Annotated in this window: 28 protein-coding genes and 1 tRNA gene; 18 read left to right on the top strand and 11 right to left on the bottom strand. The window is 63.8% G+C overall.

Going from position 1 to position 25,352, the window contains the following annotated elements:
* Nucleotides 1–4: 4 nt before the first annotated feature.
* On the bottom strand, nucleotides 5–742 hold the full coding sequence (gene radC, locus IM701_RS11550; RefSeq protein WP_039334272.1) for a DNA repair protein RadC: 738 nt from the start codon (nucleotides 740–742) through the stop codon (nucleotides 5–7).
* 122 nt (nucleotides 743–864) lie between these two features.
* Between radC and IM701_RS11545 the strand changes: the two genes are divergently transcribed.
* From IM701_RS11545 to IM701_RS11510, 8 genes are all read left to right on the top strand, one after another.
* Nucleotides 865–4,089 (top strand): YdbH domain-containing protein, encoded by a 3,225-nt coding sequence (locus tag IM701_RS11545; RefSeq protein ID WP_193827018.1) that lies wholly within the window; start codon nucleotides 865–867, stop codon nucleotides 4,087–4,089.
* Complete coding sequence (locus IM701_RS11540) at nucleotides 4,086–4,343, top strand: YnbE family lipoprotein (protein WP_230487685.1); 258 nt, start codon at nucleotides 4,086–4,088, stop codon at nucleotides 4,341–4,343. The genes IM701_RS11545 and IM701_RS11540 overlap by 4 nt, the downstream gene beginning before the upstream one ends.
* A 28-nt stretch (nucleotides 4,344–4,371) precedes the next feature.
* Entirely contained in the window at nucleotides 4,372–4,770 is a 399-nt protein-coding gene (locus IM701_RS11535) for a YdbL family protein (RefSeq protein WP_230487684.1), read from the top strand.
* 233 nt (nucleotides 4,771–5,003) lie between these two features.
* On the top strand, nucleotides 5,004–5,324 hold the full coding sequence (locus IM701_RS11530) for an AtpZ/AtpI family protein (RefSeq protein WP_062347609.1): 321 nt from the start codon (nucleotides 5,004–5,006) through the stop codon (nucleotides 5,322–5,324).
* 39 nt (nucleotides 5,325–5,363) lie between these two features.
* The gene (locus IM701_RS11525) at nucleotides 5,364–6,146 is read left to right on the top strand and encodes a F0F1 ATP synthase subunit A (RefSeq protein WP_039334268.1); all 783 of its coding nucleotides are present in this window, start codon (nucleotides 5,364–5,366) and stop codon (nucleotides 6,144–6,146) included.
* A 48-nt stretch (nucleotides 6,147–6,194) separates the two neighbouring features.
* On the top strand, nucleotides 6,195–6,422 hold the full coding sequence (locus IM701_RS11520) for a F0F1 ATP synthase subunit C (RefSeq protein ID WP_011444975.1): 228 nt from the start codon (nucleotides 6,195–6,197) through the stop codon (nucleotides 6,420–6,422).
* A gap of 74 nt (nucleotides 6,423–6,496) precedes the next feature.
* A complete protein-coding gene (locus IM701_RS11515) occupies nucleotides 6,497–6,991 on the top strand; it encodes an ATPase (RefSeq protein WP_193827017.1) in 495 nt (164 codons plus the stop codon).
* Entirely contained in the window at nucleotides 6,984–7,538 is a 555-nt protein-coding gene (locus tag IM701_RS11510; protein WP_039334263.1) for an ATP synthase subunit B, read from the top strand. The genes IM701_RS11515 and IM701_RS11510 overlap by 8 nt, the downstream gene beginning before the upstream one ends.
* Nucleotides 7,539–7,744: 206 nt before the next feature.
* Here IM701_RS11510 and IM701_RS11505 read toward each other — a convergent pair whose 3' ends face one another.
* The 3 genes from IM701_RS11505 to rpsA form a co-directional block, all read right to left on the bottom strand.
* Complete coding sequence (locus IM701_RS11505) at nucleotides 7,745–8,773, bottom strand: LacI family DNA-binding transcriptional regulator (protein ID WP_193827016.1); 1,029 nt, start codon at nucleotides 8,771–8,773, stop codon at nucleotides 7,745–7,747.
* A 39-nt stretch (nucleotides 8,774–8,812) separates the two neighbouring features.
* Nucleotides 8,813–9,577 carry a hydroxyacylglutathione hydrolase gene (gene gloB, locus IM701_RS11500; RefSeq protein ID WP_193827015.1) on the bottom strand — a complete coding sequence of 255 codons (765 nt, stop codon included), beginning with the start codon at nucleotides 9,575–9,577 and terminating at the stop codon, nucleotides 8,813–8,815.
* 147 nt (nucleotides 9,578–9,724) lie between these two features.
* A complete protein-coding gene (rpsA, locus tag IM701_RS11495; protein ID WP_039334259.1) occupies nucleotides 9,725–11,431 on the bottom strand; it encodes a 30S ribosomal protein S1 in 1,707 nt (568 codons plus the stop codon).
* A 284-nt stretch (nucleotides 11,432–11,715) separates the two neighbouring features.
* Between rpsA and IM701_RS11490 the strand changes: the two genes are divergently transcribed.
* Nucleotides 11,716–13,002 carry an adenylate/guanylate cyclase domain-containing protein gene (locus IM701_RS11490; RefSeq protein WP_193827014.1) on the top strand — a complete coding sequence of 429 codons (1,287 nt, stop codon included), beginning with the start codon at nucleotides 11,716–11,718 and terminating at the stop codon, nucleotides 13,000–13,002.
* Here the strand turns inward: IM701_RS11490 and IM701_RS11485 are convergent.
* From IM701_RS11485 to aroA, 3 genes are read right to left on the bottom strand one after another with little or no spacing between them, the layout of a single operon-like run.
* Nucleotides 12,999–13,628: a d(CMP) kinase gene (locus IM701_RS11485; protein WP_193827013.1), complete on the bottom strand. Its 630-nt coding sequence runs from the start codon at nucleotides 13,626–13,628 to the stop codon at nucleotides 12,999–13,001. The genes IM701_RS11490 and IM701_RS11485 overlap by 4 nt on opposite strands.
* A complete protein-coding gene (locus tag IM701_RS11480) occupies nucleotides 13,625–13,882 on the bottom strand; it encodes a hypothetical protein (protein WP_062347614.1) in 258 nt (85 codons plus the stop codon). Before IM701_RS11480 ends, IM701_RS11485 begins: the two co-directional genes overlap by 4 nt.
* The gene (aroA, locus tag IM701_RS11475; RefSeq protein WP_193828438.1) at nucleotides 13,879–15,201 is read right to left on the bottom strand and encodes a 3-phosphoshikimate 1-carboxyvinyltransferase; all 1,323 of its coding nucleotides are present in this window, start codon (nucleotides 15,199–15,201) and stop codon (nucleotides 13,879–13,881) included. The genes IM701_RS11480 and aroA overlap by 4 nt, the downstream gene beginning before the upstream one ends.
* A 198-nt stretch (nucleotides 15,202–15,399) precedes the next feature.
* On the opposite strand from aroA, the gene IM701_RS11470 reads away from it, so the two are divergent.
* The 4 genes from IM701_RS11470 to IM701_RS11455 all read left to right on the top strand — a co-directional run bounded on the left by IM701_RS11470 (nucleotide 15,400) and on the right by IM701_RS11455 (nucleotide 17,412).
* Nucleotides 15,400–15,717, top strand: coding sequence for a TIGR02300 family protein (locus IM701_RS11470; protein WP_039334252.1), 318 nt, complete (start codon nucleotides 15,400–15,402; stop codon nucleotides 15,715–15,717).
* A gap of 153 nt (nucleotides 15,718–15,870) precedes the next feature.
* A tRNA-Ala gene (locus IM701_RS11465) sits at nucleotides 15,871–15,946 on the top strand.
* A 168-nt stretch (nucleotides 15,947–16,114) separates the two neighbouring features.
* Nucleotides 16,115–16,705: a hypothetical protein gene (locus IM701_RS11460; protein ID WP_193827012.1), complete on the top strand. Its 591-nt coding sequence runs from the start codon at nucleotides 16,115–16,117 to the stop codon at nucleotides 16,703–16,705.
* On the top strand, nucleotides 16,705–17,412 hold the full coding sequence (locus IM701_RS11455; protein WP_193827011.1) for a hypothetical protein: 708 nt from the start codon (nucleotides 16,705–16,707) through the stop codon (nucleotides 17,410–17,412). Before IM701_RS11460 ends, IM701_RS11455 begins: the two co-directional genes overlap by 1 nt.
* A 48-nt stretch (nucleotides 17,413–17,460) precedes the next feature.
* On the opposite strand, the gene IM701_RS11450 is transcribed toward IM701_RS11455, so the two are convergent.
* Complete coding sequence (locus IM701_RS11450) at nucleotides 17,461–18,402, bottom strand: isopenicillin N synthase family oxygenase (protein ID WP_193828437.1); 942 nt, start codon at nucleotides 18,400–18,402, stop codon at nucleotides 17,461–17,463.
* Nucleotides 18,403–18,466: 64 nt separating this feature from the next.
* Here IM701_RS11450 and IM701_RS11445 point away from each other — a divergent pair, with 64 nt between their 5' ends.
* The 3 genes from IM701_RS11445 (at nucleotide 18,467) to IM701_RS11435 (ending at nucleotide 19,594) form a co-directional block, all read left to right on the top strand.
* Nucleotides 18,467–18,910 (top strand): EVE domain-containing protein, encoded by a 444-nt coding sequence (locus IM701_RS11445; protein ID WP_193827010.1) that lies wholly within the window; start codon nucleotides 18,467–18,469, stop codon nucleotides 18,908–18,910.
* A gap of 80 nt (nucleotides 18,911–18,990) precedes the next feature.
* The gene (locus tag IM701_RS11440; RefSeq protein ID WP_039334242.1) at nucleotides 18,991–19,173 is read left to right on the top strand and encodes a CsbD family protein; all 183 of its coding nucleotides are present in this window, start codon (nucleotides 18,991–18,993) and stop codon (nucleotides 19,171–19,173) included.
* 163 nt (nucleotides 19,174–19,336) lie between these two features.
* The gene (locus IM701_RS11435) at nucleotides 19,337–19,594 is read left to right on the top strand and encodes a hypothetical protein (RefSeq protein WP_039334239.1); all 258 of its coding nucleotides are present in this window, start codon (nucleotides 19,337–19,339) and stop codon (nucleotides 19,592–19,594) included.
* Here IM701_RS11435 and IM701_RS11430 read toward each other — a convergent pair whose 3' ends face one another.
* On the bottom strand, nucleotides 19,595–20,905 hold the full coding sequence (locus tag IM701_RS11430; RefSeq protein WP_039334426.1) for an MFS transporter: 1,311 nt from the start codon (nucleotides 20,903–20,905) through the stop codon (nucleotides 19,595–19,597). It abuts the gene before it with no gap.
* 135 nt (nucleotides 20,906–21,040) lie between these two features.
* Between IM701_RS11430 and pgsA the strand changes: the two genes are divergently transcribed.
* The gene (gene pgsA / locus IM701_RS11425) at nucleotides 21,041–21,634 is read left to right on the top strand and encodes a CDP-diacylglycerol--glycerol-3-phosphate 3-phosphatidyltransferase (protein WP_193827009.1); all 594 of its coding nucleotides are present in this window, start codon (nucleotides 21,041–21,043) and stop codon (nucleotides 21,632–21,634) included.
* A 150-nt stretch (nucleotides 21,635–21,784) separates the two neighbouring features.
* Complete coding sequence (gene chrA, locus IM701_RS11420; RefSeq protein WP_193827008.1) at nucleotides 21,785–23,104, top strand: chromate efflux transporter; 1,320 nt, start codon at nucleotides 21,785–21,787, stop codon at nucleotides 23,102–23,104.
* A 5-nt stretch (nucleotides 23,105–23,109) separates the two neighbouring features.
* Here chrA and IM701_RS11415 read toward each other — a convergent pair whose 3' ends face one another.
* Together IM701_RS11415 and rnd are read right to left on the bottom strand one after the other, a co-directional pair.
* Nucleotides 23,110–24,006 carry a hydrogen peroxide-inducible genes activator gene (locus tag IM701_RS11415; protein ID WP_193827007.1) on the bottom strand — a complete coding sequence of 299 codons (897 nt, stop codon included), beginning with the start codon at nucleotides 24,004–24,006 and terminating at the stop codon, nucleotides 23,110–23,112.
* Nucleotides 24,007–24,012: 6 nt separating this feature from the next.
* Nucleotides 24,013–25,230 carry a ribonuclease D gene (rnd, locus tag IM701_RS11410; RefSeq protein WP_039334233.1) on the bottom strand — a complete coding sequence of 406 codons (1,218 nt, stop codon included), beginning with the start codon at nucleotides 25,228–25,230 and terminating at the stop codon, nucleotides 24,013–24,015.
* Between the last annotated feature and the right edge of the window lie 122 nt (nucleotides 25,231–25,352).

Here is a 25,352-nt window from a genome sequence, read left to right as displayed (position 1 = left end):
TCCGCTAGATCAGGCCCTGTGCCTTGAGCGAGGTATAGCCTTCGCGCCCGATGACGATGTGGTCGTGCACGGTCATGCCCATAAGGCGCGCGGCTTCCGTGATCTTCTGCGTAACCTGAATGTCGGCCCGGCTGGGTTTGGGGCTGCCCGAAGGGTGGTTGTGGACGAGGATCATCGCCGCCGCCCCCACGTCGAGCCCCTTCTTTACCACCTCGCGTGTATAGATCGGACTTTCGTCGAGCGTGCCATCGCCGACCAGATGGTCGAGTATCAGCATGTTCTGGGTGTTGAGATAGAGCACCCGCACCCGCTCCACGTTGAGATGGGCCATGTCGATATGCAGGTAATCGAGGAGAGCCTGCCAGTTCGAAAGCACCGGCTGTTCGCGGACGACCGTCCTCGCCAACCTGCGTGCGGCAAGCGCGACGATCCGCAGCGCGGCCGCGCTGGTCTCGCCCATGTTGGGATGCAGCGCCAAGGCTTGTGGATCGGCGGTGAGCACGCCTGCCAGACTGCCGAAACGCTGGATCAGCGAACGTGCAATCGGCTTGGTGTCGATCCTCGGCCGCGCCACCATCAGCAGGTATTCGATCACCTCGTGGTCGGCGAGGGCGTCTTCCCCGCCGCTCATCAGACGCTTGCGCAGACGCGCGCGATGGCCGCTGGCATCGCCGCCATCGAAGCTTGTCTTGCTGCCGCTTTCGCCGTTCCGTTCAGGAAAGAGTCCGGTTTGATCCGTCATTGATCCTATCCGGGCACCACTTCGGCGCTCAAGTGTTCGCCAATCGGTACAAACAGTTCGTACACGCAAGATGTAGATGCCGTGCATTGCCCAAGCGGTGGGAGTGCGCAAGAAGGGGGCAGATGGCAGATAGTTTCGAATTGGCGGAACCGGATGCGCCGCCAGACCCTGCGCGTTCGCGAAAGGGGCTTCGGCGCGTCAGCGTATCTGTGCTTGTCCTTGCCGTGGCAGGTCTGGGGGGGCTGTGGATTGCCCGCAATTCGATCGCTGACCGCATCATTGTCGGCCAGCTCAAATCCTACGGTTTGCCCGCGACTTATGAGATAGAAAGCATCGGTCCTGGCAGGCAGGTTCTCCGCAACGTGGTTGTGGGGGATCCCCGCCGCCCGGATCTCACGATAGAGCGGGTCGAGGTGGGTATCCGCTACGGCCTTGGTGCGCCCTATCTCGGTTCGGTCAAGCTGGTCGCCCCGCGTCTTTATGGCCAGTACCGGGATGGCAGGGTCAGTTTTGGCTCGCTCGACAAGGTGATCTACGCGCCCAAGACCGACAACCAGCCTTTCGCGCTGCCCAGGCTCGACCTGCAGGTCCGGGACGGTCGCGGCCTGATCCTCACCGATTCGGGGAAGATCGGCCTTTCGGTGGAAGGCAAGGGCGGCTTGCAGAACGGCTTTGCCGGGACACTGGCTGCGGTTGCGCCGTCGCTGATGGGGGGCGGCTGCAAGGCGGACGGCGCTCGCTTTGTCGGCAGAATCGCGGTGCGCGAGGAGCGCCCATCGCTGACCGGGCCGCTCCGGCTGGATCGCATTGCGTGCGACAGCGGTGCGAGCAGCGGGCCACTGGTGGCGGATCTTGATGCACGGGCCGACAAGGGTTTTGCAGGAATCGCCGGTGCCGCCACGGTGCGCGGCAACAAGCTGGTCTTCCCCGGCCTCTCTGCCGAAACGCTGGCGCTTGATACGCGCCTCGCTTTCCGTGATGGCGCATTGACCGGTCGGGTCGATGCCAATGCTGGCGGGGTCAGCAGCGGCGGCGTTCGCTTTGGCCTGCTCGGGCTGGAAGGTTCGGTCCGCACTCGCGAGGCTTTCCGCAAGGCCGAATTCCGCGGAACGATCGACGGGCAGGGCCTGCGGCAGGGGGCGGCCCTCGACAACGCCTTGGCCTCGGGTGAGCGGAGTGCCAGCGGCACGCTCCTCGCCCCGATGCTCGCCCAACTGCGCGCCAGCCTCAAGCGCGAGGAACGTGGCAGCCGCCTCGGCGGCGAGATCGCGCTGCGCCGCAATGGCGAGGCGATTTCGGTGGTTGTTCCGCAGGCACGGCTGACCGGCGGAACCGGGCAGACCCTGCTCACGCTTTCGCGCTTCCAGATGGCCAGTGGCACCAAGGGCGGGCCACCGCTGCTGGCGGGCAGTTTTGCAACCGGTGGCGCGGGTCTGCCGCGAATCGTCGGACGGATGGAGCGCGGGCGGGCCGGGCAGGCGCTGTTCCGTCTGACCATGGCGCCGTGGCGTGCAGCCGGCGGCTCGCTGGCAATCCCCGAAATGATGGTCGCCCAGATCGCCGATGGATCGCTGGGCTTTTCAGGAACCACGCAACTGTCCGGCGCAATTCCGGGCGGTTCGGTGCAGAACCTCGTGCTCCCCGTCAGCGGTGCCTACGGTGCGCGAGGCGAACTCGCACTCTGGCGCCACTGCGTCACCGCCCGCTTCGACCGGTTGGAACTCGGCCAGATGGCGGTGGATGGCAATGCCCTTCAGCTCTGCCCGCCCGGTGGCAGCGCGATCGTTCGCAATGGGGCGAGGGGGCTGCAGGTGGCAGCCGGCACGCCCGGACTCGACCTCACCGGCAAGCTTGCTGACACGCAACTTGCCCTGCGCACCGGCGCTGTTGGATTTGCCTGGCCGGGCGTGCTCAAGGCGTCGGCCGTGCATGTCACGCTGGGCCCGCCTGCTACCGCAACGCACCTCACAGTTGCCAATCTGGACGCGAGAGTTGGGGGAGAGTTGGGGGGGAGTTACGGGGGAGTTGGAGCCACGCTCGCAGCCGTCCCGCTCGATATCTCCAATGCCTCAGGGCATTGGCGCTATGTCGATGAAAAGCTTGTGCTTTCCGGCACCGAGTTTGACCTCACCGACCGCCTGGACCCAGCGCGGTTCGAAAGGCTCCATGCCACGGGCGCGACGCTCACGCTGGCGGATAATCGCATTACGGCCAATGCCTTGCTGCGTGAAGCAAAGACCTCGCGCGAGGTTGGAGCGGTGAAGGTGCGCCATGATCTCGCAACCGCCAGCGGCCACGCCGACATCAGCGTCGACAACCTCGTCTTCGACAAGGGCTTCCAGCCTGCGCAACTGACCCGCCTTGCCCTCGGCGTGGTCGCCAATGTCAACGGCAAGGTGACCGGCGACGGGGTCATCGACTGGAATGCGCGCGGGGTGACAAGTTCCGGCACGTTCGGCACCGAAAACCTTGATCTTGCAGCAGCTTTCGGTCCGGTGAAGGGCCTGAAGGGCAAGCTTGTGTTCACCGACCTGCTCGGCATGGTCACCGCCCCGCATCAAAAGCTGACTGTTGCCTCGATCAACCCCGGCATCGAGGTGACCGAGGGTGTGGTCGACATAAGTCTCCTGCCGGATCAGGTGCTTAGACTGCACGATGCGCGCTGGCCGTTCCTCGGGGGCACGCTGGTGCTGGAGCCAACCGACTTGCGCCTCGGCCTGGCCGAAGCCCGTCGTTACACCCTGACGGTCATCGGCATTGATGCCGCCAAGTTCATCGAGAAGATGGAACTGGGAAATCTTGCTGCGACAGGCACTTTCGACGGACAGTTCCCGCTGATTTTCGACGCGAACGGCGGGCGGATCGAGGAAGGGACGCTGGTCTCCCGCGCGCCCGGCGGCAACGTCTCATACATCGGCGCGTTGACCTACGAGAACATGGGGGCGATGGCGAACTTCGCGTTCGATGCGCTGAAATCATTGGATTACAAGACGATGACCATCGCCATGCGGGGCGATCTGGAAGGCGAGATCGTCACCAACGTCAAGTTCGGCGGTGTAAAGCAGGGTGCTGGCACGAAGCGGAACTTCATCACCAAGCAGGTTGCCAACCTGCCGATCCAGTTCAACGTGAACATCCGCGCGCCATTCTACCAGCTCATTACCTCGTTCAAGGCGATGTACGATCCCGCCTTCGTCAAGGATCCCAGAACCCTGGGCCTGGTCGATGCGCAGGGACGACCGCTCTACCGTTCGGCATACGGCGTGCGCCCCGGCGGGGTGCCGGTGATCGTCCTTCCCGGAAACACTGAAAACATTCAGCCTGCAGAAAGCGGAAAAATGCCATGAGGAACCTGGAATTGACCCGATCCGCGAAGCCTGCGACGAGAACCGTCATGGGGAAAGACGGATTTCAGTTCTGGTCGCGCCTTCTGCTGGCGTTGCCATTGATGGGGGGCCTGGCATTGGGCGGCTGCATTTCGGTGAAGGCGCCGGACAAGCCGATCGTGATCGAGCTCAACATCAACATCAAGCAGGAGGTCGTGTACCGGCTCGCGCAGGATGCGAATAACACGATCGAAAGCAACCCGGACATCTTCTGATGTCAGGCGCGTTCTAAGGACGAAGACGATGACCAAGGTTTCGATGCGCAGGCCTTTCGCAATTATCGCTGCAACCGGGCTCGTGCTCGGCACGATCGCGGTGCCCGCCTTCGCGCAGAGCCGCGATCCGGCTTATGCTGCGGCGCGGTCTGCCGGCCAAGTTGGCGAAAAGATGGACGGCTATCTCGGGTATGTCACGCCGCCCTCTCCGGCGCTGCGCGCGGTGGTCGAGGACATCAACATCAAGCGCAAGGCCGTCTATGCCGAGAAGGCCCAGGCCAACAAGGCAACCGTGGAAGAATATGCGCTCACCTCGGGCTGCCTGCTGATCGCCCAGACCAAGCCCGGCGAGAAGTACCAGGCGCCCGACGGTTCCTGGCAGACCCGCGGTGCGGGCGCCCCGTTGCGTGATTCGCGCTGCCCCTGACGCAAAATTCCGCATACGAATCGCTGCCCGGTTTCAGCCACTTTCACGCCCTTCCTCGCACTTGCGGGGGAGGGCGTTCGCATTTGCGATGATACCTTGGGTCAGACTGGGGATCAGACACGGTTCGTGACGGTTGACTCAAGAATACCCCCCGCCTAAGGGGGCGGCGCTCTCGGCGGTCATCCGTCGTTTGTGCTGCACTTTCGGTCGGGCGACTGATCAGGGGAACAAGCATGAATGACGAACCCGGCGGGACGGAGCCAATCGGCGAGGATGCGCGGATCGACGCGCTCGACAAGCGGCTGAAAGCCCTTCGCGAGCGGGAAGAGGAGCGCAACCGGCCAAAGGCAGGTGGGGAAACCGATGCGAATTACCGCATGGGAAACCGCGTGCTGGCGGAACTGATAGGCGGCCTCGTGGGCGGCGCGTTCATCGGCTGGGTCATCGACCAGTTTGCCGGGACGAGCCCTTGGGGTCTCTTGGTGATGCTGTTCATGGGGGTCGTCGTGGCATTCCGGAACATCATCCGAATTTCGAGCCGGCGCCCCGAATAGGGCGCTGTTGTTGTATTCGAGTGATACGGGGTTAAGCGCGTGGCCGAAGGCAAGGTCGATCCGGTTCACCAGTTCACGATCGAGACCCTTTTCGGGACCGATCACTGGTCTATCGGCGGTTACAACATCGCGTTCACCAACTCGTCGCTGTGGATGGCGATCACCACGGTCGTGCTGGTTGCGTTCGTCGCCGGTGGCGCCAAGCGCGAACTGGTTCCGGGGCGCTGGCAGATGGCTGTCGAAGGCCTGACCGGTTTCGTCGACAACCTGCTTCAGGCCAACATCGGCAAGGCCGGTCGCAAGTACCTGCCTTACGTGTTCTCGCTGTTCGGCTTCATCCTGTTTGCCAACATGCTCGGCCTGCTGCCGCTGGCTCTGGTCGGCGTGCATCCGTTCACGGCAACCAGCCACTTCACCGTCACCGGCGTGCTCGCGATCATGAGCTTTGCCATCGTGCTCGGCGTCGGCTTTGCCAAGCATGGCCTTCACTTCTTCTCCCTGTTCGTGCCGCACGGCACGCCCGTTCCGATGATCCCGATCATTTTCCCGATCGAGCTGATCTCGTTCATGGTGCGTCCGTTCAGCCTTGGCCTGCGTCTCTTCGTGGCGATGATGGCCGGGCACGTGCTGCTCGAAGTGCTCTCGGGCTTCGTCATCTCCGGCACCAACGCCGGGGTGGGGACCTTCTTCCTCGCCGCCGTTCCCAGCTTCGTGCTGATGATCGGCATCTGCGCGCTGGAACTTCTGGTGGCTGGCATCCAGGCTTACGTCTTTGCCCTGCTCACTTGCGTCTATCTGAACGACGCCGAGAACCTTCACTGATACCCGCAACATTTTCCCATACGGAATTGAGAAAAAGGAGTTTTTGACATGGACGCAGAAAGCGCAAAGCTGCTCGGTGCTGGTCTCGCCGCTGTTGGCGCCGGTCTCGCCTCGCTCGGCGTGGGCAACGTGTTTGCCAAGTTCCTCGAAGGCGCGCTGCGCAATCCGGGTGCTGCTGACGGTCAGCAGGGCCGCCTGTTCATCGGCTTCGCCGCCGCCGAACTTCTGGGCCTGCTCTCGTTCGTCGTCGCGATGATCCTGATCTTCGTTGCCTAAGGCACGCGAAGCTCACTGATTGTTGAAATGCTGGCCGGGGTCCGCCCCGGCCGCCTGACGCCCGGACACCCGCGATGCCTCAGATTGAACAGCTTGCCACCACCTATTCCAGCCAGGTCTTCTGGCTGCTGGTGTTTTTCGGCATCGTCTTCTTCGTGATCGGCCGGGGCATGCTGCCCAAGGTCGTCTCCACGATGGACGGCCGCGACAAGCAGATCGCCGACGACCTTGCCGCTGCCGAAGCCGCACGGGCCGCCGCCGATGCCGAGGAAGAGGCATGGCGCGTCCAGGCGAACAAGCAGCGCGCCGAAGCCCAGGCCGTGATTGCGGCCGCCAAGGCTGACGCCGCCAAGGCCACCGACGCCAAGCTTTCCGCCGCTTCGGCTCGCATCGACGAGACCGTGACGGCTGCCGAAGCCCGCATTGCCGCTGCCCGCGCTGCCGCGCTGGGTGAAGTGGAAGGCGTTGCCGCCGAAGCCGCGCAGGACATCGCAAGCCGCATTGCCGGCCTGTCGATCCCCGCTGCCGAAGCGCAGGCCGCCGTGAAGGGAGTTCTCGCAAATGGCTAACGCTGTAGAGACGACCGCTGTCGTCGAGCACGAAGCTGCGGGCGGCGAACACCACGTCGAACCTTCGGCACTCGGCCTTGGGCCTGGTGCATGGGTTGCCCTGTCGATGGCCATCTTCCTCGCGATCCTCGTGTCGAAGAAGGTCCCCGGCGCGATCGTCGGCGGTCTCGACAAGCAGATCGACGCGATCCGCAAGCAACTCGATGAAGCCAAGGTGCTCCGCGCCGAAGCCGAGAAGCTGCGCGCCGAATACGCCGCAAAGATCGCCAACGCCGAGAAGGACGCGGCGGCCATGGTCGAGCACGCCAAGACCGAAGCTGCTGCCATCGTCGCCAAGGCCGAAGCTGACACTGCGGCCGTGATCGCCCGCCGCGAGAAGATGGCCTCGGACAAGATCGCTGCTGCCGAACGCGCTGCGGTCGACGACCTGCGCGCCAAGGCTGCACAGGCTGCAACTGCTGCCGCGCGCGACCTGATCGCGAAGAACCACTCCGCAGGTGCCGACAAGGCTCTGGTGGATGGAGCGATTGCCGGGCTGGTGAACTGATCGGCTTCAAGCCGCTTCACGGCCAACAAAACATGAAAGCCCCTCTCGGTGTGAGCCGGGAGGGGTTTTTGTTTGTGTCCTCAATTCCGCCCTTCAGTGGTGTGGGTTGAAGGCGAAAAGAAGAGCACCCAGCAGCGGCAATGAGAGCAAGGCTGCGATGATACCGGCAAGCGTCAACGCGTCTTTGGAATCCTGTCGATTCCACTTCATGCCCGTGTCGATCCCCGGATCACCAGCTTGACCGGTACGCGCCGTCCCGACCCTTCGGTGCCGTTTATCTTCGCCAAGAGTTGCTCGACCAGCAGGGCCCCTGCCATCTGGAAGTCCGGTTCGATCGAGGTGAGGGGCGGGGTGGACCACGCGCCGGCGCGGATGCCGTCGAAGCCGATGATGCCGACCTGGTCTGGGATAGCGTAGCCGCGCGCGGTCAGTTCCTTGAGCGCGCCCAGGGCCATGTCGTCGCAGACGGCGAAGATGGCGTCGAACGGGGTGCCGCTCTCGGCCAGGGCAATCGCGGCGCGGCGGCCCTGTTCTTCGCGGGCGAGGCCGCTTTCGACCTGTTGCAGGACAGGTTCCAGGCCTGCCGAGCGCATTGCCTCGGCATAGCCTTCATAGCGCTCCTGGAACTGGCGCTGGGGCGAGGTGGCTGAGCCGATGCAGACGATCTGGCGGTAGCCGCGCACCAGCAGATGGCGGGTTGCGAGCGTTGCGCCCGAGAGGTTGTCGCTGCGCACCCATGGCATGTCGTTGTCGGGCGAGCCCCAGCAAGTCCAGTGCGTGCCTTCCGGCATGTCGCGGAAATAGTCCCAGGCCTTGGTGTTGGTGGTCGTGCCGATCACGATCATGCCGTCGGCCTTGCGGCGCTCCTGAAAGTGGCCCCAGAAGTTCTCGGGCGCATCCTGGAAGGAGACAAGGGTTTCGTAGCCCTTGGCCGAGGCGGCGGCGCAAGTGGAGCCGAGCAGCGAGAAGTAGAAGGGGTTGATATCCTTGCGGTCCTGCGCCTCGCGACAGATCATCACGACGGCCAGTGTGCCGGTGCGGCCCCGACGCAGGCGAGCGGCGTTTTCGTCGACCTGATAGTTCAGGCGGCGGGCGGCTTCCATGACACGCTGGCGGGTGGGTTCGCTGATCGATGTGTCACCGGCAAGGGCACGGCTGACGGTCGACTGGCTGACGCCCGCCGCCTCGGCCACGTCGAACGACGTTACGCGGATGATCTTTCTCTCGCCGGCCATGCTACCCCCAAGTCAACTATCGCTTTAGCAGGATCGGCGTCAGCGGAAAGTGTCCTTGGCCTTGCGCAGGGCGGCAAATGTCTCTTCGGGCGATGATCCGCCCCAGCGCGAGGCCATCTCCGCGTCGTCCGCGCGCAGGAAGGGGTTGGCGGCGAGCTCTGCGGCGAGGGTGGTGGGCACGGTCCATTCGCCGCGCGAGCGCTTTTCATCCACGCCTCGGGCATAGCCGGCGAGGGCTGCGTTGTCCGGATCGGCGAAGAGCGCAAAGCGGGCGTTGGACTGGGTGTATTCGTGCGCGCTGTAGAGCGTTGTTTCGTGGGGCAGGGCCTTGAGGCGCGTGAGACTCGCCCAGAATTGCGGCGGGGTGCCTTCGAACATGCGGCCGCAGCCCAGCGGGAAGAGGGCGTCACCGACAAAAGCCACCGAAGCTGTGGGCAGGTGGTAGGCGCAGTGACCCATGGTGTGACCGCCGACGTCGATGACCGTCGCGGTAAAGCTGCCGAGTTGCACGGTGTCGCCTTGAGCCACAGTGCGGTCCACGGCGGCGATCTTTCCGGCGTCATCTTCGGGGGCGATGACGGTGCAGCCGGTGGCGGCCTTGATCGCCTCGTTGCCGCCGGCATGGTCGGGGTGCCAGTGTGTGTTCCAGATCTGAGTGATGCGCCAGCCCTTCGCCTCGGCCTCGCGCAGGTAGGCTGGCGCGTCGGGCGTGTCGATGCACGCGGTTTCGCCGCTTGCCGGATCGTGGGCGAGGAAGCCGTAGTTGTCGGACAGGCAGGGGAATTGGTGGATCTGTAGCGTCATGGCTGCAGCTTAGCGCCGCGTTCCGGACAAAGCAAAAGCCCGCCCGGATTTCTCCGGACGGGCCTTGCTTTTTGCTCACTTCGAGGAAGCGCAGCGCTTGGCCGAGGGGGGCCCCCGCCTTCGCGGGGGCGCAACCTTCGGTCGCGCTTACTGCTTCGCCTTCAGAGCGGCGCCGAGGATGTCGCCCAGCGATGCGCCGGCATCCGACGAGCCGTACTGTTCCACGGCTTCCTTCTCTTCGGCCAGCTGGCGGGCCTTGACCGAGAAGTTCGGCTTCTTCGAACGATCGAAGCCGGTGACCATGGCGTCGAGCTTCTGGCCGACCTGGAAGCGGTCCGGACGCTGTTCGTCACGGTCGCGGCCCAGATCCGAGCGCTTGATGAAGCCGGTTGCGCCGTCTTCGCCAGCCTGCACTTCGAGGCCGCCGTCGCGGACTTCGAGAACGGTGACGGTGACGACTTCGCCGCGACGCAGCGAGCCAGCGCCAGCAGCCGAAACGCCACCAGCAGCCGGAGCGCCCTTTTCAAGCTGCTTCATGCCGAGGCTGATGCGTTCCTTCTCGACGTCGACATCGAGAACCACGGCCGAAACCTGCTCGCCCTTGCGGTGCAGAGCCAGCGCGTCTTCGCCCGAGATGCCCCAGGCGATGTCGGACATGTGGACCATGCCGTCCACGTCGCCATCGAGGCCGATGAACAGGCCGAATTCGGTCGCGTTCTTGACTTCGCCTTCCACGGTCGAACCGACCGGGTGCTTTTCGGCGAAGGCTTCCCAGGGGTTCTGCTGGGCCTGCTTGAGGCCGAGGCTGATGCGGCGCTTGTCGCTGTCGACTTCCAGAACCAGCACGTCGACTTCCTGCGAGGTCGAGACGATCTTGCCGGGGTGGACGTTCTTCTTGGTCCAGGACATTTCCGAAACATGGACGAGGCCTTCGATGCCGGCTTCGAGTTCCACGAACGCACCGTATTCGGTGATGTTGGTGACAGTGCCCGAGAGCTTCGCGCCGACCGGGTACTTGGCGGCAACGCCATCCCACGGATCGCTTTCAAGCTGCTTCATGCCGAGGCTGATGCGCTGCGTATCCTGATTGATGCGGATGATCTGCACCTTGACGGTATCGCCAATGGCGATGACTTCCGACGGGTGGTTGACGCGCTTGTAGCTCATGTCGGTGACATGGAGCAGGCCGTCGATGCCGCCGAGGTCCACGAACGCACCGTAATCTGTGATGTTCTTGACGACGCCGTCGATGATCTGGCCTTCCTTGAGGTTCTGGATCAGGCCCGAGCGCTGTTCGGCGCGGGTTTCTTCCAGCACCGCACGGCGCGAGACGACGATGTTGCCGCGGCGGCGGTCCATCTTGAGGATCTGGAACGGCTGCGGCATGTCCATCAGCGGGGTCACGTCGCGGACCGGACGGATGTCGACTTGGCTGCCGGGGAGGAAGGCAACGGCGCCGTCAAGGTCGACGGTGAAGCCGCCCTTCACGCGGCCGAAAATCACGCCTTCAACGCGCTTGCCTTCGCCGAATTCGTTCTCGAGCTTGTCCCACGCGGCTTCGCGGCGGGCGCGGTCACGCGACAGCATGGCTTCGCCATCGGCGTTCTCTACGCGGTCGACGTAGACTTCGACTTCGTCGCCGACCTTGAGGCCGTGCGCCTGGCCCGGGGCAGCGAATTCGCGCAGGGCAACGCGGCCCTCGCTCTTCAGGCCCACGTCGATGACGGCCTTGTCGTTTTCGATGGCGGTGATGGTGCCCTTGACGACGCGGCCTTCGAAGCCACCGTTGGCGGCTCCGCCAAGCGATTCGTCAAGCAGCGCGGCGAAATCGTCGCGCGACGGGTTGGTAGCCATTATCAAAGCTTCCTGTTTCTAGGTATTCCGGCCAGGCGGTTGTTTCCGCCGGTCTTTCCTCCACGTACCGCCCCATGCGGGCCGTGGGCCAAAAAGGGCCGAACCGCCCCCGGAGCCGAATGCTGCCGAAGGCACCCGCTCAGGCAAAGACCTGCGCGGACGGGCGGCGCTTAGGCTCATGGCCCGAGAAAAGCAAGAAAAATGGGGTATTCAAGATATCGTGTGGCCGTTCGCAGAACCTGTTAAACTTCTCGTGATAGTCTGCATCTTCAAGGAGATCCGCGATGGAGCAGCCGGGGGTGTTCAGCACGTTCCATGACGCGGCGACCGAAGCCCGCTACAACGAGACGGCGCGTACTTTGCGGACGCCGTTCGTCCGGCTTTACGCTGTCCTGTTCATGGCAGTGATGCTGGCCTATTCCGTCATCAATCCGCTCTATCTCGATCCGGTCGAGAATGCGCGTCTGGCCTTCTGGCTGGGCATCGGCCTGATGTGCATCGGGGCCTATATCGGCGCCACATTCTGGCAGGACTACGTCCGTCATCCGATGGTCGATTTCACCGCCCTGCTGGTGATTTCGCTGATCGTGGCGCGGATCAATTTCGTTCTGTTCGACCACCTGCTGCACATCCATACCAACCTTCATGCCGTCGGCGTCATCAACAGGCTGGCGATCACGGCATTTGCGGCAGTGACCCTGGCCGGCCGTCCGCACCTTTTTCTGGGATGGCTTGGATGCGACCTTCTTGGCTGGCTGGGTCAAGTCATTCCGGAACAGACTGTCGATGCCGCGGTGGTCTATGCCTTGCTGAGCTACTTGAGTGGAGCCCTGGTCATGGCGGCGATAAATCTGGCGGTAGGACGGACGAGCCGCGCTGCCTTCATGCTGGCGGATTCGCTGGACGCAGAGCGTGCCCGCAACGAGGAGCTGGTGCTCAACATGCTGCCCACCACGGCGGTGGAGCGGATACGGACAGGGCAGATGGTTGCGGATTCGTACGCCGATGCCAGCGTGATCTTCATCGACATGGTCGGTTTCTCGAAGCTGACGAAGCGGGTTTCGCCGGGCCATCTGGTGGAGTTGCTCAACAGCTTCTTCAATCATGCTGACGCCTGCGCCCGCGAGTTTGGAGTCGAAAAGGTCAAGACGGTGGGCGATGCCTACCTCGCGATCGCCGGCGGGAACATACCGAGCGGTAACAGCGCCGATGCCGCCATCGCGTTTGCACGCGCGGTGCTCTCCGGTGTCGAGGAGCTCAAGCGCGTTGCCGGCGTCGATGAAGTAGGCCTGCGAGCCGGCATCCACTCCGGACCTGTGGTTGGCGGCGTGATCGGCGCGACCCGCATGGCATACGATTATTGGGGCGACACGGTGAACATTGCAGCACGCCTCGAAGGGACCGCGGCGGCAAATGGGATCGCGATCTCGGAAAGCACATGGCTGCGCGCAAATGACCGTGGCGCGTTTGGTCCGCCCATGATGATGACGTTGAAAGGAATCGGCGAGACCTGCGTTTTTCAAGCGGTGGTCGAAGAGGCCGATCTGAAGATGCGTCCAGCTGCGGCCTAGGCCTTTTCCCCTAGCTGTTTTTCGACAAGCGCAATCGCTGTCGCCACTGCCATTTCCTTGGTCAGATTTGATGTATCGAGCAGCGCCGCGCCTGCGGCCTGGCGAAGCGGAGCCTCGGCGCGGTTGCGGTCGCGTTCGTCCCGGGCTTCGAGGTCGGCTTCGATCTCGGCGCGCTCCACGTCCTTGCCAAGCTGCTTCATTTCCACCCAGCGGCGCATCGCGCGGGCGCTTACGCTGGCGGTGACAAAGAGCTTGGCGTCGGCGTGGGGGGCGATGACGGTGGCGATGTCGCGGCCGTCTAGGACCGCGCCGCCGGGCTGGTTGGCAAAGGCTTGCTGGCGTTCAAGCAGCGCGGCGCGGACGGCAGGGTGGACTGACACGCGGCTGGCGTAACCGCCGGTCTCTTCGCTGCGCAGTTCAGGGTCAGCCAGCAGGCTTTCCGGGAAGGCGCAGGCAGCAAGGGCGGCGCCCGCGTCATCCGGGTTGCCTTCGCTCAGAAATACCTGTCGGCCCACGGCGCGATAGAGCAGGCCGGTATCGAGGTGAGGCAACCCGTAATGTGCGGCCAGCGCCCTGGCGATGGTGCCCTTGCCCGAAGCGGTCGGGCCGTCGACAGCGATGATCACGGGTTGGAACTCCGGTTGCGGAAGGCCTTGACCAGCCCCCATATCGCAATTGCCGCCCAGAAGAACTCCAGCACGAACGAGGCGGGGTTCATGTTGAACAGCAGCGAGATCGTCAGCAGCACCGCGCCGAGCAGGTTGACGCCGTGCTGGACGAAGGGGTCGGGGCGGTCCTGCCGGGTGGCATAGCCGTAGGCGAAGATAATGCAGGCGGTGCCGCAGAAGCCGATGATGTTGGCCAGATCGTGACTGGTCAACGCGTCGCGCCCTCCAGCAGGCTTTCGAAGACCGGGAAACTGGTGGCGATGGGGCGGGTGTCGTCAACCTCGACGCCGCGCTTGCTGGCGATGCCGGCAATGGCCATCGACATGGCAATGCGGTGATCGAGGTGGGTGACGACGCTGGCACCTTCCGCAGTGCCGGGAAGCGGATCGCCGCCGGTGCCATCTATGATCAGCCCGTCCTCGGTTTCGGTGACGGTAGCACCGGCCAGTTCCAGTGCGGCGCGCATGGCGCTGATGCGGTCGCTCTCCTTGACGCGCAGTTCCTCGAGACCGGTCGTTACCGTGCGGCCCTTGGCCAGCGCAGCGGCGACGAACAGGATCGGGAATTCGTCGACCATGCTGGGCACCACGGCGGGATCGACGTCGATGCCGGTGAGCAGCGAATGCCGCACGCGCAGGTCAGCCACGGGCTCGCCGCCGACATCGCGACGGTCAAGCTCCTCGATGCTGCCGCCCATCAGGCGCAGCACATCGAACAGCGCAGCGCGCGTGGGGTTGAGGCCGACGTTCTCGACCACGAGGTCCGAGCCTTCGATCAGAAGCGCGGCGACCACGAAGAACGCGGCTGAGGAGGGGTCGCCGGGCACGACGATGTCCTGTGGCTTGAACTCGGCCTCGCCCCGCACCTTGATTACGCGCGCGCCGTCATCGGCGATGTCGACCGTCAGCTCGGCGCCGAAGCCGCGCAGCATGCGTTCGGAATGGTCGCGCGTGGGGATCGGCTCGATCACCGTGGTGATGCCGGGGGTGTTGAGGCCTGCGAGAAGGATCGCGCTCTTCACCTGCGCCGAGGCGACTGGCAGTCGGTATTCGATCGGGACTGCGGGCGAGATGCCGCGCAGCGTGAGGGGCAGGCGGCCGCCGGGGCTCGCGGTGAATTCCGCGCCCATGGTCGAGAGCGGATCGATCACGCGCCCCATCGGGCGCTTCGACAGCGATGCGTCGCCCACGAATGTCGCGGTGATCGGATGCGTGGCGACAAGGCCCATGAGCAGGCGAGTCGAGGTGCCGGAATTGCCCATGTCGAGCGCGGCCTGAGGCTGCAGCAGGCCGCCGACGCCGACGCCATGGACGTGCCACATGCCATCGGCATCACGCTCGATCGTCGCACCCATCGCGCGCATGGCAGCAGCGGTCGAGAGCACGTCCTCGCCTTCGAGCAGCCCTGTCACTCGCGTCTCGCCCACGGCCAATGCGCCGAGCATGATCGAGCGGTGGCTGATCGACTTGTCGCCGGGCACGCGGATCCGGCCCTTGAGAGGTCCGTTGGCAGTGAAACGGCGGGGGCGCATCTGCGCCGGATCGTGAGAGGACACGGAATCTCTACTTTCGAAGCGGGGAGGGCTGATAAAGCGCGCGGCTTTTGACAGCAGCGCGCCGCTATGGCAAGGCGCGCGCTCTCTTGATTCCGCGCACGAGCGGACCCATCAAGCGTGCAGTTCTCCGCCCGGCGATGTTCTGTCCTGCCGGGCCAGTCTTGAGGAAGTTTCATGGTCAAGCCGGAATGGGGCGCCAAGCACAGCTGTCCGAAGTGCGGCACCCGCTTCTACGATCTGGGCAATGCCGACCCGATCACCTGCGTCGAGTGCAAGTACACCTGGACCGCCGAGCCGGTGCTCAAATCGAAGCAGCCGATCCCGTACGAGGAGATCCAGAAGGACAAGGTTGATGTCGCACCTGACGTCGATCTGGCCGACGAGGATCTCGACATCGATGAGGACGGTGATTCGCCGGACAACGACGTCGATCTCGGAGGCGACGATGATCTTGGCGTTGCCGGTCACGACGGCGACGACGACGAAGTGTAATGGTTTCGGGGCCGGTTTTCGGACCGGCTCCAAAAAATTTCCGGGGGCGATTTTTTCGTCTTGCCAGCCAAGGCAACCTCCCTTAGAGGCGCGGCTCCCGGCGAGAGACACCGCCGGAACGGTTCGCCTCCCAGGGCGAGCCTGATGGGAAATGGGGCCTTAGCTCAGCTGGGAGAGCGCCTGCATGGCATGCAGGAGGTCAGCGGTTCGATCCCGCTAGGCTCCACCATCCCCTCCTTGAAGGGCCGCCTCCGGGCGGCCTTTTGCGTTGGTGCGCGTAGCATCTGAGGTGGGTGATGTGATCAGCCTGTCGCGCCGCGATTGACGAAGATCACAGCCTTGCTAGCCTCCGGTCACCTAAAGGGCCGCACAAGTCACATTGCCGGAAAGACCTGTCATGCGCCGCGCGCCAAAGCCTCTTGCCATTTCCTGCCGTATTGCGGCGACTCTCGCAGCCATGGCCCTGGTCGGTGGCCAGGCCTCGGCGCAGTTCGGCGGTTTCAGCATTCCGTCGATCCCGCGCAGTTCGTCGTCCACGCAAAAAAGCGCGGACGGCTGCCCCAAGGGCAAGAGCAAGAGTGCCGGGTCTTCGATCCTCGGCGGGCTGATCGGACAGGGCGTGGGCCGGGCCGCAAGTTCGGCAGGTGTCGGCAGCTTCTTCCCTTCGGCCGAGTTCGCCGACACGCTGACAAACGCGATTGCCTGCCGTCTCGATCCCGAGGAGCAGAAGCAGGCAGCCGAAGCCACGGTTGAAGCGACGCGGGGCGAAGAGGTTGGCAGCACCTCGTCGTGGACGTCGAACACCCGCGAGAACGTCTCGGGCACTTCGACCATCACCGCGCGCAATGATGAGCTGGCATCGAACGGAGCGGTGGGACGCCAATGCATAACCGTGACCGACGTCATCATCGTCAACGGTGAGGAGACGACTGCCAACAAGCGCATGTGCCGTGCTCCGGGTTCCGCACGCTATTCGCTGGCGGCCTGATGCGGCTGGCTTTCCCGTTTCTGGCCCTGCTGCTGGCCACAGGGGCAACAAAGCCGGTCGCGATGGACCCCAGGAACCCGACATGCCCTGAGAAACCGGAATGGGGCCTTGCCCAGGCCATGAAGCTGACCCCTGTCGACAAGGGCGGCAAGCGCGTGCTGATTGCCGACGGCATCATCGATTCGCGTTTGCCTGAACGCCTGAAAGCGGCGATCGACGCCGACGAGCGGATCGAGGAGGTCTGGCTGAAATCCCGAGGGGGAGATGCCGCTGCCGGCAATCGCGCGGGGAAGGTGATTCGGTCCTATCCCGGCATGGTCACCCGCATTCCTGCGGGATGGACGTGCTTTTCGGCCTGCAATTTCGTGTTCATGGGCGGCGATCGCCGGTTTGTGGAGCCCGGTGGAATGTTCATGGTCCACATGTTCACCCACACCGGCGACCGCGACGTCATCGAGATATCGGTCGATGAAGGCACCGAGGAGACCACTCGGTTGATCGGCGAGATCGAACAGGCCAGCGCCTTGTTGGCAAGCGAGGACAACGATTTCCTGATCCGCATGGGCATCAGCCGAAAGTTGCTGACCGAGGTGATGTACAAGCAGCAGGCCGTGGCGACGAAGGAGAACCCGTCGACACGCTATTGCCTGAGCCAGGATGAGGTGCGCAAGTACAACGTCGTCCCGGTGGAGCGGCCGGCGGGCTGAATCTGCAATGCCGCGCCCCCGCTCGGGCGAGGGCACGGAATTCCGAGGTTACTTCTTCAGCCCGATCTCGCGCAGGCGTTCCTGCAGGTAATCATCGGCCGTGATCGAAACCGGGTAACGGTCGGGGTTTTCCGGGGTGATGCACTGGTCCAGCGTCCTGAAGGGGAAGTCGCTGCGCAGGTGCAGGAAGAAAGGCATCGAATACCGGCTGTGGCGGGCGCGCTCGCCTTCGGGATTGCGCACGCGATGCGTCGTCGAGGGCAGGACGTGGTTGGTCAGGCGCTGCAGCATGTCGCCGATGTTGACCACCAGCGCGCCTTCAGGCGGCGAGACGCCAATCCATTCGCCCTGCTTCGTCAGCAGTTCAAGGCCTGCTTCCTCTGCGCCCAGCAGCAGCGTGATCAGGTTGATGTCCTCGTGCGCACCGGCGCGAATCGCGCCGGGTTCGGCATCGGCGGGCAGGGGGGGATAGTGCAGCAGGCGCATGACCGAGTTGCCATCCTCGATCGCCGGGTCGAACCAGTGCTCGTCAAGCCCCAGCCACACCGCAATGCGCGACAGGATGCGCGCGCCGACGCGGTCGAACTCGGCATAGAGCGCTTCGAAAGTCTCGCGGAAGCCTGTGGGGCGGGTCGGCCAGAGGTTGGGGAACATCGACATCGCGGCAAGCGGATGGTCTGCTGGCAGATCGCGGCCGACGTGCCAGAATTCCTTGAGGTCGTGGCGCTTTGCACCCTTGGCGATTTCAGTGCCGAATGGGGTGTAGCCACGGGCACCGCCAAGGCCCTCGATGTAGTAGCTGCGCTTCTCGTCCTCGGGCAGGGCGAAGAACTCGGCGGTGAGAGTCCAGGCGCGCGCGATCAGGTCGGCATCGATACCGTGGTCGCGGACCATGGCAAAGCCGAAGGTCTGGAAGGATTCGCCAAGGTCACGGGAAAGCGTTGCGGGCTCGCTGTTCAGCGAGATCACCGGCAGGGTTTGCAGGGGCATGGTGTTCCAGTTCGGAAAATTGTCGCTATGGAAACCGCCTGTAACGGGATTCGCGTGGGGTTTCATGACCAAAATCAACATCACCGACACGACTGGCCGCAACCTGTGGCTGATGAAGTCCGAACCGGACGTCTATGGCTGGGATGACCTCGTCGCAGAAGGGGAGGGGACGTGGGACGGCGTGCGCAACCACCTCGCCGCGCGCAACCTGCGCACAATGCAGGCTGGCGATCTGGCGTTCTTTTATCATTCCAACATCGGTGTCGAGGTGGTTGGCGTGATCGTGATCAGCGAGGGCGGACTGACTGATCCTACCGATCCGGAAGGCAAGTGGGCGGCGGTGAAGGTTAAGCCGGTCGAGAAGTTGCCGCAGACAGTGACCCTGAAGCAGATAAAGGCCACGCCGGACCTTCAGGAGATGGATCTGATCCGGCTTTCGCGCCTTTCCGTGGGTGCCGTGCGACCAGTCGAATGGAACCTTATCCTGCGCATGGCAGGAGTGCTCTAAGCCGGAACCGCGGCGGATTCAGTGCGTATTGATCTTCGTGAAGGCGATGCAACTTCGCCGTAAATTCAAGGAGATCAAAGATGGGTGAGCTGACCGATCGCGCCAAGGGCCTTGCCAACGAAGCCATTGGCAACACCAAGCAGGCAGCGGGCAAGGCAACCGACAATGCCAGCCTCCATGGTGAAGGCGTGGCGCAGGAGCGCAAGGGTGAAGCGCAACAGGCGGCCGGGAAGGTCAAGGGCGCACTCGGCGACGACGTCTGATTCAATTCAGGACCAGTTTTGACCGGCAGGCCGGTCACAGGAGGCCGTCCCGGATGGGGCGGCCTCTCTTTCTGTCTGCGCCAGACTGTCCCGAACAGGCACGACTGCAAAAAGCGCAGAATGCCGGGATACCGAAGGGTGAAAAAAGCGTTAAGGTCAGGTCATGACCATGTCGCCCAGCACCGCCTATGGCACCGCACGCCACCCGTTCCGCGCCCAGTTGCCGCGGCACGCGTTGCGCGAGTTGCCGCGCCATGAGCCGGAAGTGCTGGCGGCGATGAAGCGGGCAGAGGCTCTGCTGCGCGAAGCAGACATACGGTCTGAACCAGTCAACCTGCGGCGCATATCCATGCAGGATATCCGCGATTTCCTGATCGCCTATTGCGCCTGCTTCCTGGCAATCATGGTGTTTATCGCCTGATCAGACTGCCTTGGCAGCCTTCTCCGCGCGGTACAGCAGATAGCCGAGCCAGGCCGAGACCACGCACATCGCTGCGCCGAGCAGCAACTGGTCGACAATGGCGACCCCTGCTGCGCTGAGGCCAACCGCGAGCAGCGACCCCACCACCATGGCTCCTGAATTGACAATGTTATTGGCAGCGATCGTGCGGGCTGTCTCGGACTTGTCGACCACGGTCGTCAGGAATGCGTAGAGCGGCACGACGAACATGCCGCCTGCCACTGCGATGCCGAGCAGGCAAAGCAGCAGGGGGATGGCGAGGGGCTGAGCGATGAAGGTGGCAACGTCCATCAATGGCATGCCGGGATGTGCGGGCCAGTAATCGCAAACCTGATGGAACGCGGCGATGAACAGGCCCATCACGATCACCGACGCGGGCGAATAACGCGCCGAGACGGTCCCCTTGAGCAGCGCGTTGATCGACATCGAACCGATGGCAATGCCGATCGAGAACATCACCAGAAAGAGGCTTGCCACCTCCTTGCTGGCAGAAAGGACGTTCTTGGCAAGGGGCGGGAACTGGATGAACAGCACGGTGCCGACGGTCCAGAAGAAGCTGATCGCCACGATTGCCATGAACACCTGTCGGTGTCGCGTCGTGTTGCGGATCAGTCTCCACGATGACGTGAAGACGTTGAAATCGATCTTCTGTGCCTCGATCATCGGCGGGGCAGGGGGGACCTGTCGACCGGAGAAGTAGCCGATGAGCGCCGTCACGACTACGCCACCTGCCGCCACTTCCACCGGAATCCAGCCTGCCAGGATCGTGCCGGCGAGGATGGCGATATAGGTGCCTGCCTCGACGAGCCCGGTGCCTGCCAGAACCTCGCCGTCATGCAGGTGCTGTGGCAGGATGGCGTACTTGATCGGGCCGAAGAACGTGGAATGCACGCCCATTGCAAGCAGGGCGGCAAGCATCAGCGGAATGGCGACCTGTTCCACCTCAAGCCCCAGCCAGGCCAGGACAAGGCCCGTCCCACCGACAAGCATGATCGCGATCTCACACGCTTTCACGACGCGGATGATCTTCGCCTTGTCACGCATGTCGGCCAACTGGCCTGCCAAGGCTGAGAGCAGGAAGAAGGGCAGGATGAACAGGCCCGAAGCGATGGCGGAGAAGCGCGCTTCGGCAGCTTCCGAATTGTAGACGCTGTACACAACGTACAGGACCATCGCGTTCTTGTAGAGATTGTCGTTGAAGGCCCCCAGCAGCTGGGTGACGAACAGCGGCAGGAAACGGCGCGTGCGCACCAGATGCGTCGATGTTGTCATGAACCCTTTGCCGACATCGCTTCTTGAGCGCACCCTTAGCCCGGTGAGGATTGCGGGCAAGAGGTTTTGCGGTGGCTGTCTTAAGCGGTGAATGTTGCGATTCCGTTTGGCGCGAATGCAGGCTATGCCTTTTCCATGCTGACGCTGCCCAATCTGCTCACCCTGTCACGGATCGTTACGGTGCCCTTGCTGGCAGCGCTGCTTTGGTGGCCGGAATGGCACCTCGGTTATGGGCTCGCCTTTGGCGTCTATTGCCTGATGGGGATCACCGATTATTTCGATGGCTATCTTGCTCGCGCCCAGGGGACCGTCAGCAAGCTGGGCGTCTTCCTTGATCCGATAGCCGACAAGATCATGGTCGCCGCCGTTATCCTGGTGCTGACAGCGCAGGGCGTGCTGCGCGGACCGTACGTTGGCGACATGCACGTGATCGCCGGGTTGGTGATTCTGCTGCGCGAGATCGCGGTGTCTGGTTTGCGGGAGTTTCTCGGGGGCCTGCGTGTCTCCGTGCCGGTCAGCCGCCTCGCCAAATGGAAGACGACGTTCCAGATGATCTCGCTCGGCGCGTTGATCCTCGGTCAGGCCCTGCCCGATTGGGTGCTGACAGCTGGAGGTTTGACGGTGAACGTCCCGCATACCGTTGGCCTCACCACGCTGTGGGGCGCAGCGGTGCTGACCGTGGTCACGGGCTGGGACTACTTGCGCGTCGGCCTCAAGCACATGGATTGAGCGCGCTTGCGGTTCTGGATAGCGGCAGTTAAATGAGCACTACTGGATGTCCGGGGCGATGCAACCTCCCGGTCAGGCGTTCTGCCATGGCAGAAGCCCAAGCGTTGCCTGCACGGCCCGCTTTGCGGGCCGCAGGTAGTTGGGCTGATCATGAGTGAACGTACAGATTTGCTGAATAAACCCGATTTCTCCGAGCTGGTTCGCGTGGGCGCGCGGATCGGCTGCCTCAGTTTCGGCGGTCCGGCCGGACAGATCGCCCTGATGCATCGCGAACTGGTGGACGAACGCCGCTGGGTCAGCGAGGACCAGTTCCTGCACGCGCTGAATTTCTGCCATCTTCTGCCTGGCCCTGAAGCGCAGCAGCTGGCGACGTGGATCGGCTGGAAGCTGCACGGCAATCGCGGTGGGCTGGCCATGGGGCTGCTCTTCGTCCTGCCGGGGGCCGCGGTGATCCTCGCCCTGTCGATCCTCTATGCGGCCGCGGCAGGTCTTGGCTGGTTTTCCGCACTGTTTCTCGGCATCAAGGCGGCCGTTCTGGCGATTGTCGTGCAGGCGCTCCTGCGGATTGCCGGGCGGGCGCTTGGCACGCCGACCAAGAAGATCATAGCGCTCGCGGCCTTCATCGGGCTGGCGTTATTTGCCGTACCGTTCCCTGCGGTCGTTCTCGGAGCAGGGGCACTCGGCATGGTGCTCGCAGCGCGGCGACCCGACATGCTCGGGGTCAAGTCCAGCGCGCCGGCTGAAACCAGCGGGCCGCGACCCTGGGGTGCCACGATGCGCGCCATTGCGGTGGGCGCGATGATCTGGGTGTTGCCCCTGGCTCTGGTGCTGACAACTCTGGGCGCCGACCACGTGCTGTGGAAGATCGGCGTGTTCTTTTCCCAGCTGGCAGTCGTGACCTTCGGCGGGGCCTATGCCGTGCTTGCCTACATGGCGCAGCAGGCGGTCGACGGGTTCGGCTGGCTGCGGCCCGGTGAAATGGCCGATGGACTGGGCCTTGCCGAAACGACGCCCGGGCCGCTGATCATGGTTACGCAGTTCGTGGGCTACCTTGCCGCGTTTCGCGCGCCAGAGCCGTTCGGCCCCTACCTTGCCGGACTCTTGGGCGCAATCCTGACGACTTGGGTGACCTTCGTGCCTTGCTTCATGTGGATATTCGCGTTCAGCCCTTGGTTGGACCGGCTGGAGAATGCGCCGCGTCTGAAGGGTGGATTGGCGGCTATCACCGCGGCCGTGGTGGGCGTGATAGCGAACCTGACGCTGTGGTTTGCCCTGCACGTGCTGTTCGCGCGTCTTACGCCGACTAGCTTGGGGGCCATCACGCTGGATCTGCCCGACCTAGCTTCCCTTGACTGGAGAGTGCTGGTCATCGCGCTTGGAAGCGCGGTGATGATCTTTCGTCTGCGCCTGGGCATCATCACGACGCTTGGTGTCTGCGCGTTGGCGGGTCTCGTGCTAGCGGGAATTTAGAGCGCTCAACCCGCCCGGAGTTCCTGCGCCAGCATGTGGAACTCCTCGGCGCGGGGGCTGTTGCGGCGCCAGACCAACGCAATGTCGCGCCAGGCGTGGTCGGCCTTCAGCGGGCGGGCGACGATCTGGGTATCGTGCAGGATGCCCGCATCGATCGCCATCTTTGGCAGCATGGTGAGGCCAAGCCCGTTGTCGACCATCTGCACCAGCGTGTGGAGCGATGTGCCGATCATCGTGGCACTGGCGCGCATTTCGGGGCGGTTGCAGGCGGCCAGTGCGTGCTCTTTCAGGCAGTGGCCGTCTTCGAGCAGGAGCAGGCGGTTCTCGTCGATCAGGTCTGCGGTGATCGTTGCAGGCGGATCGCGCGGATCGTCCTTGGGGAAGGCGACCAGCAATTCGTCTTTGAACAGGACTTCGGTTTCGACTTCGCCAGTGGCGTAGGGGAGAGCCAGCAGCACGCAGTCAGCCCGGCCATGGTGGAGCGATTCGATTGCCGCGGCGCTCGGCTCCTCGCGCAGGAAGAGCTTGAGCTGCGGGCGCTCCTTGCGCAGGCGCGGCAGTATGCGCGGCAGCAGGAACGGCGCGATCGTCGGGATCACGCTCATGCGCAACTCGCCGGCGAGGGGCGCGCCGTGGCTCTGCACCAGTTCGGAAAGCTCCTCGGCCTCGCGCAGCAGACGATGCGCCTTGGCCACCACCTGATTTCCCAGCGGCGTGAAGCGGACCACGCGGCGAGTGCGTTCGACCAGCACGACGCCCAGCAGCGATTCCAGCTCGCGCAGACCGGCTGACAGCGTCGATTGCGAGACGAAGCACGAGTCCGCCGCACGCCCGAAATGCCCATGCTCGTGCAAGGCCACGAGGTACTGCAATTGCTTGAGCGTGGGCAGGTATGTGCTCATCTTGATCTATTCGTCCACGTGAACGACGACTTCGGGCTTGTCTGCGGAACCGCCGATATCGTCGATATGCGCCATCTTGAGCCGGCCGTTCACCACCGCGAACGCCAGCTTGCCCTCTACCAGTTCAAGGGCGTCGCGACCGAACTGCTCGAAGCGCCAGCCTTCGAGGATCGGCAGGTTCTTGCGCTGACCAGCTGCAAGCAGTTCGAGATCGTCCGTCCGCGCGAGGAGGCGCGCAGCGATATCGATCTCGCGGCTGCGGATCTTGAGCAGGAGCTTGAGCAGATCGGCGACCAGCGCGCCTTCCTTGCCGAGCGGGGCGCCGCGGGGCGCCTTGGGCGGCATCTCGGCGTCGGTCAGGGGCTTGGATTCGGCCAGCGTCTGCATCAGTCGGCGCCCGATGTCGTTATCCTTCCATCCCGTCGAGAGCCCGCGCACCTTGGCAAGGTCCTGCTGCTCCTTGGGCGGGTGGCTGGCGATATCCGCCAGCGTTTCATCGCGCATGATGCGGCCACGCGGGATGTTCTTGTCCATCGCCTCGCGCTCGCGCCATGCAGCCAGCGCCTTGAGCCGACCAAGCACGGCCGGGTTGCGGCTGGGCGCGCGGATCTTCTGCCAGACGGTGTCCATGTCGGTCCGGTAATTCTCCGGATCGGCGAGCTTCTCCATCTCGATGTCCAGCCACTCGCCACGACCGGTCTTGATCAGGCGTTTGAGCAGCTTGGGGAAGATCTTGGACAGATGGGTGACGTCGCCGATGGCATATTCGATCTGTCGGTCGGTCAGCGGACGGCGCGACCAGTCGGTGAAGCGGGCGCCCTTGTCGATCGAGAAGCCGAGCCAGGATTCGACGAGGTTGGAATAGCCGATCTGTTCCGACTGGCTGACCGCCATCATTGCGATCTGGGTGTCGAAGATGGGATGAGGTGTCTTGCCGGTGAGGTTGTAGATGATCTCCACGTCCTGTCCGCCAGCGTGGAAGACCTTGAGCACATCCTCGTTGTCCACCAGCAGGTCGAGCAGCGGCGTCATGTCCAGCCCAGGCGCCAGCGGATCGATCGCTGCGGCTTCCTTGTCATCGGCGATCTGCACCAGGCACAGTTCCGGCCAGTAGGTGTTCTCGCGCATGAATTCGGTGTCGACCGTGATGAAATCGGCTTTTGCCAGACGCTCGCACAAGTCAGCCAGAGCGTCGGTCGTCGTGATCAGGGGATGTATCTTCATCGGTCTTTTCTGTATGGCGCGCCGGTAAGGGCGACCCGGTGGTGCTCCCGTCAGGGAGCGCGGCTTGACAAAAGCGCGGCCATCGCCTGTTAGCCGCCCATTCCCCCTGCCCGATTGCAGAC

Source organism: Novosphingobium sp. ES2-1 (genome assembly GCF_015169775.1).
GTDB classification, from domain to species: Bacteria; Pseudomonadota; Alphaproteobacteria; order Sphingomonadales; family Sphingomonadaceae; genus Novosphingobium; species Novosphingobium subterraneum.
Note: the sequence above shows the minus strand (reverse complement) of the source record. Positions and strands in the feature narration are given on the sequence as shown.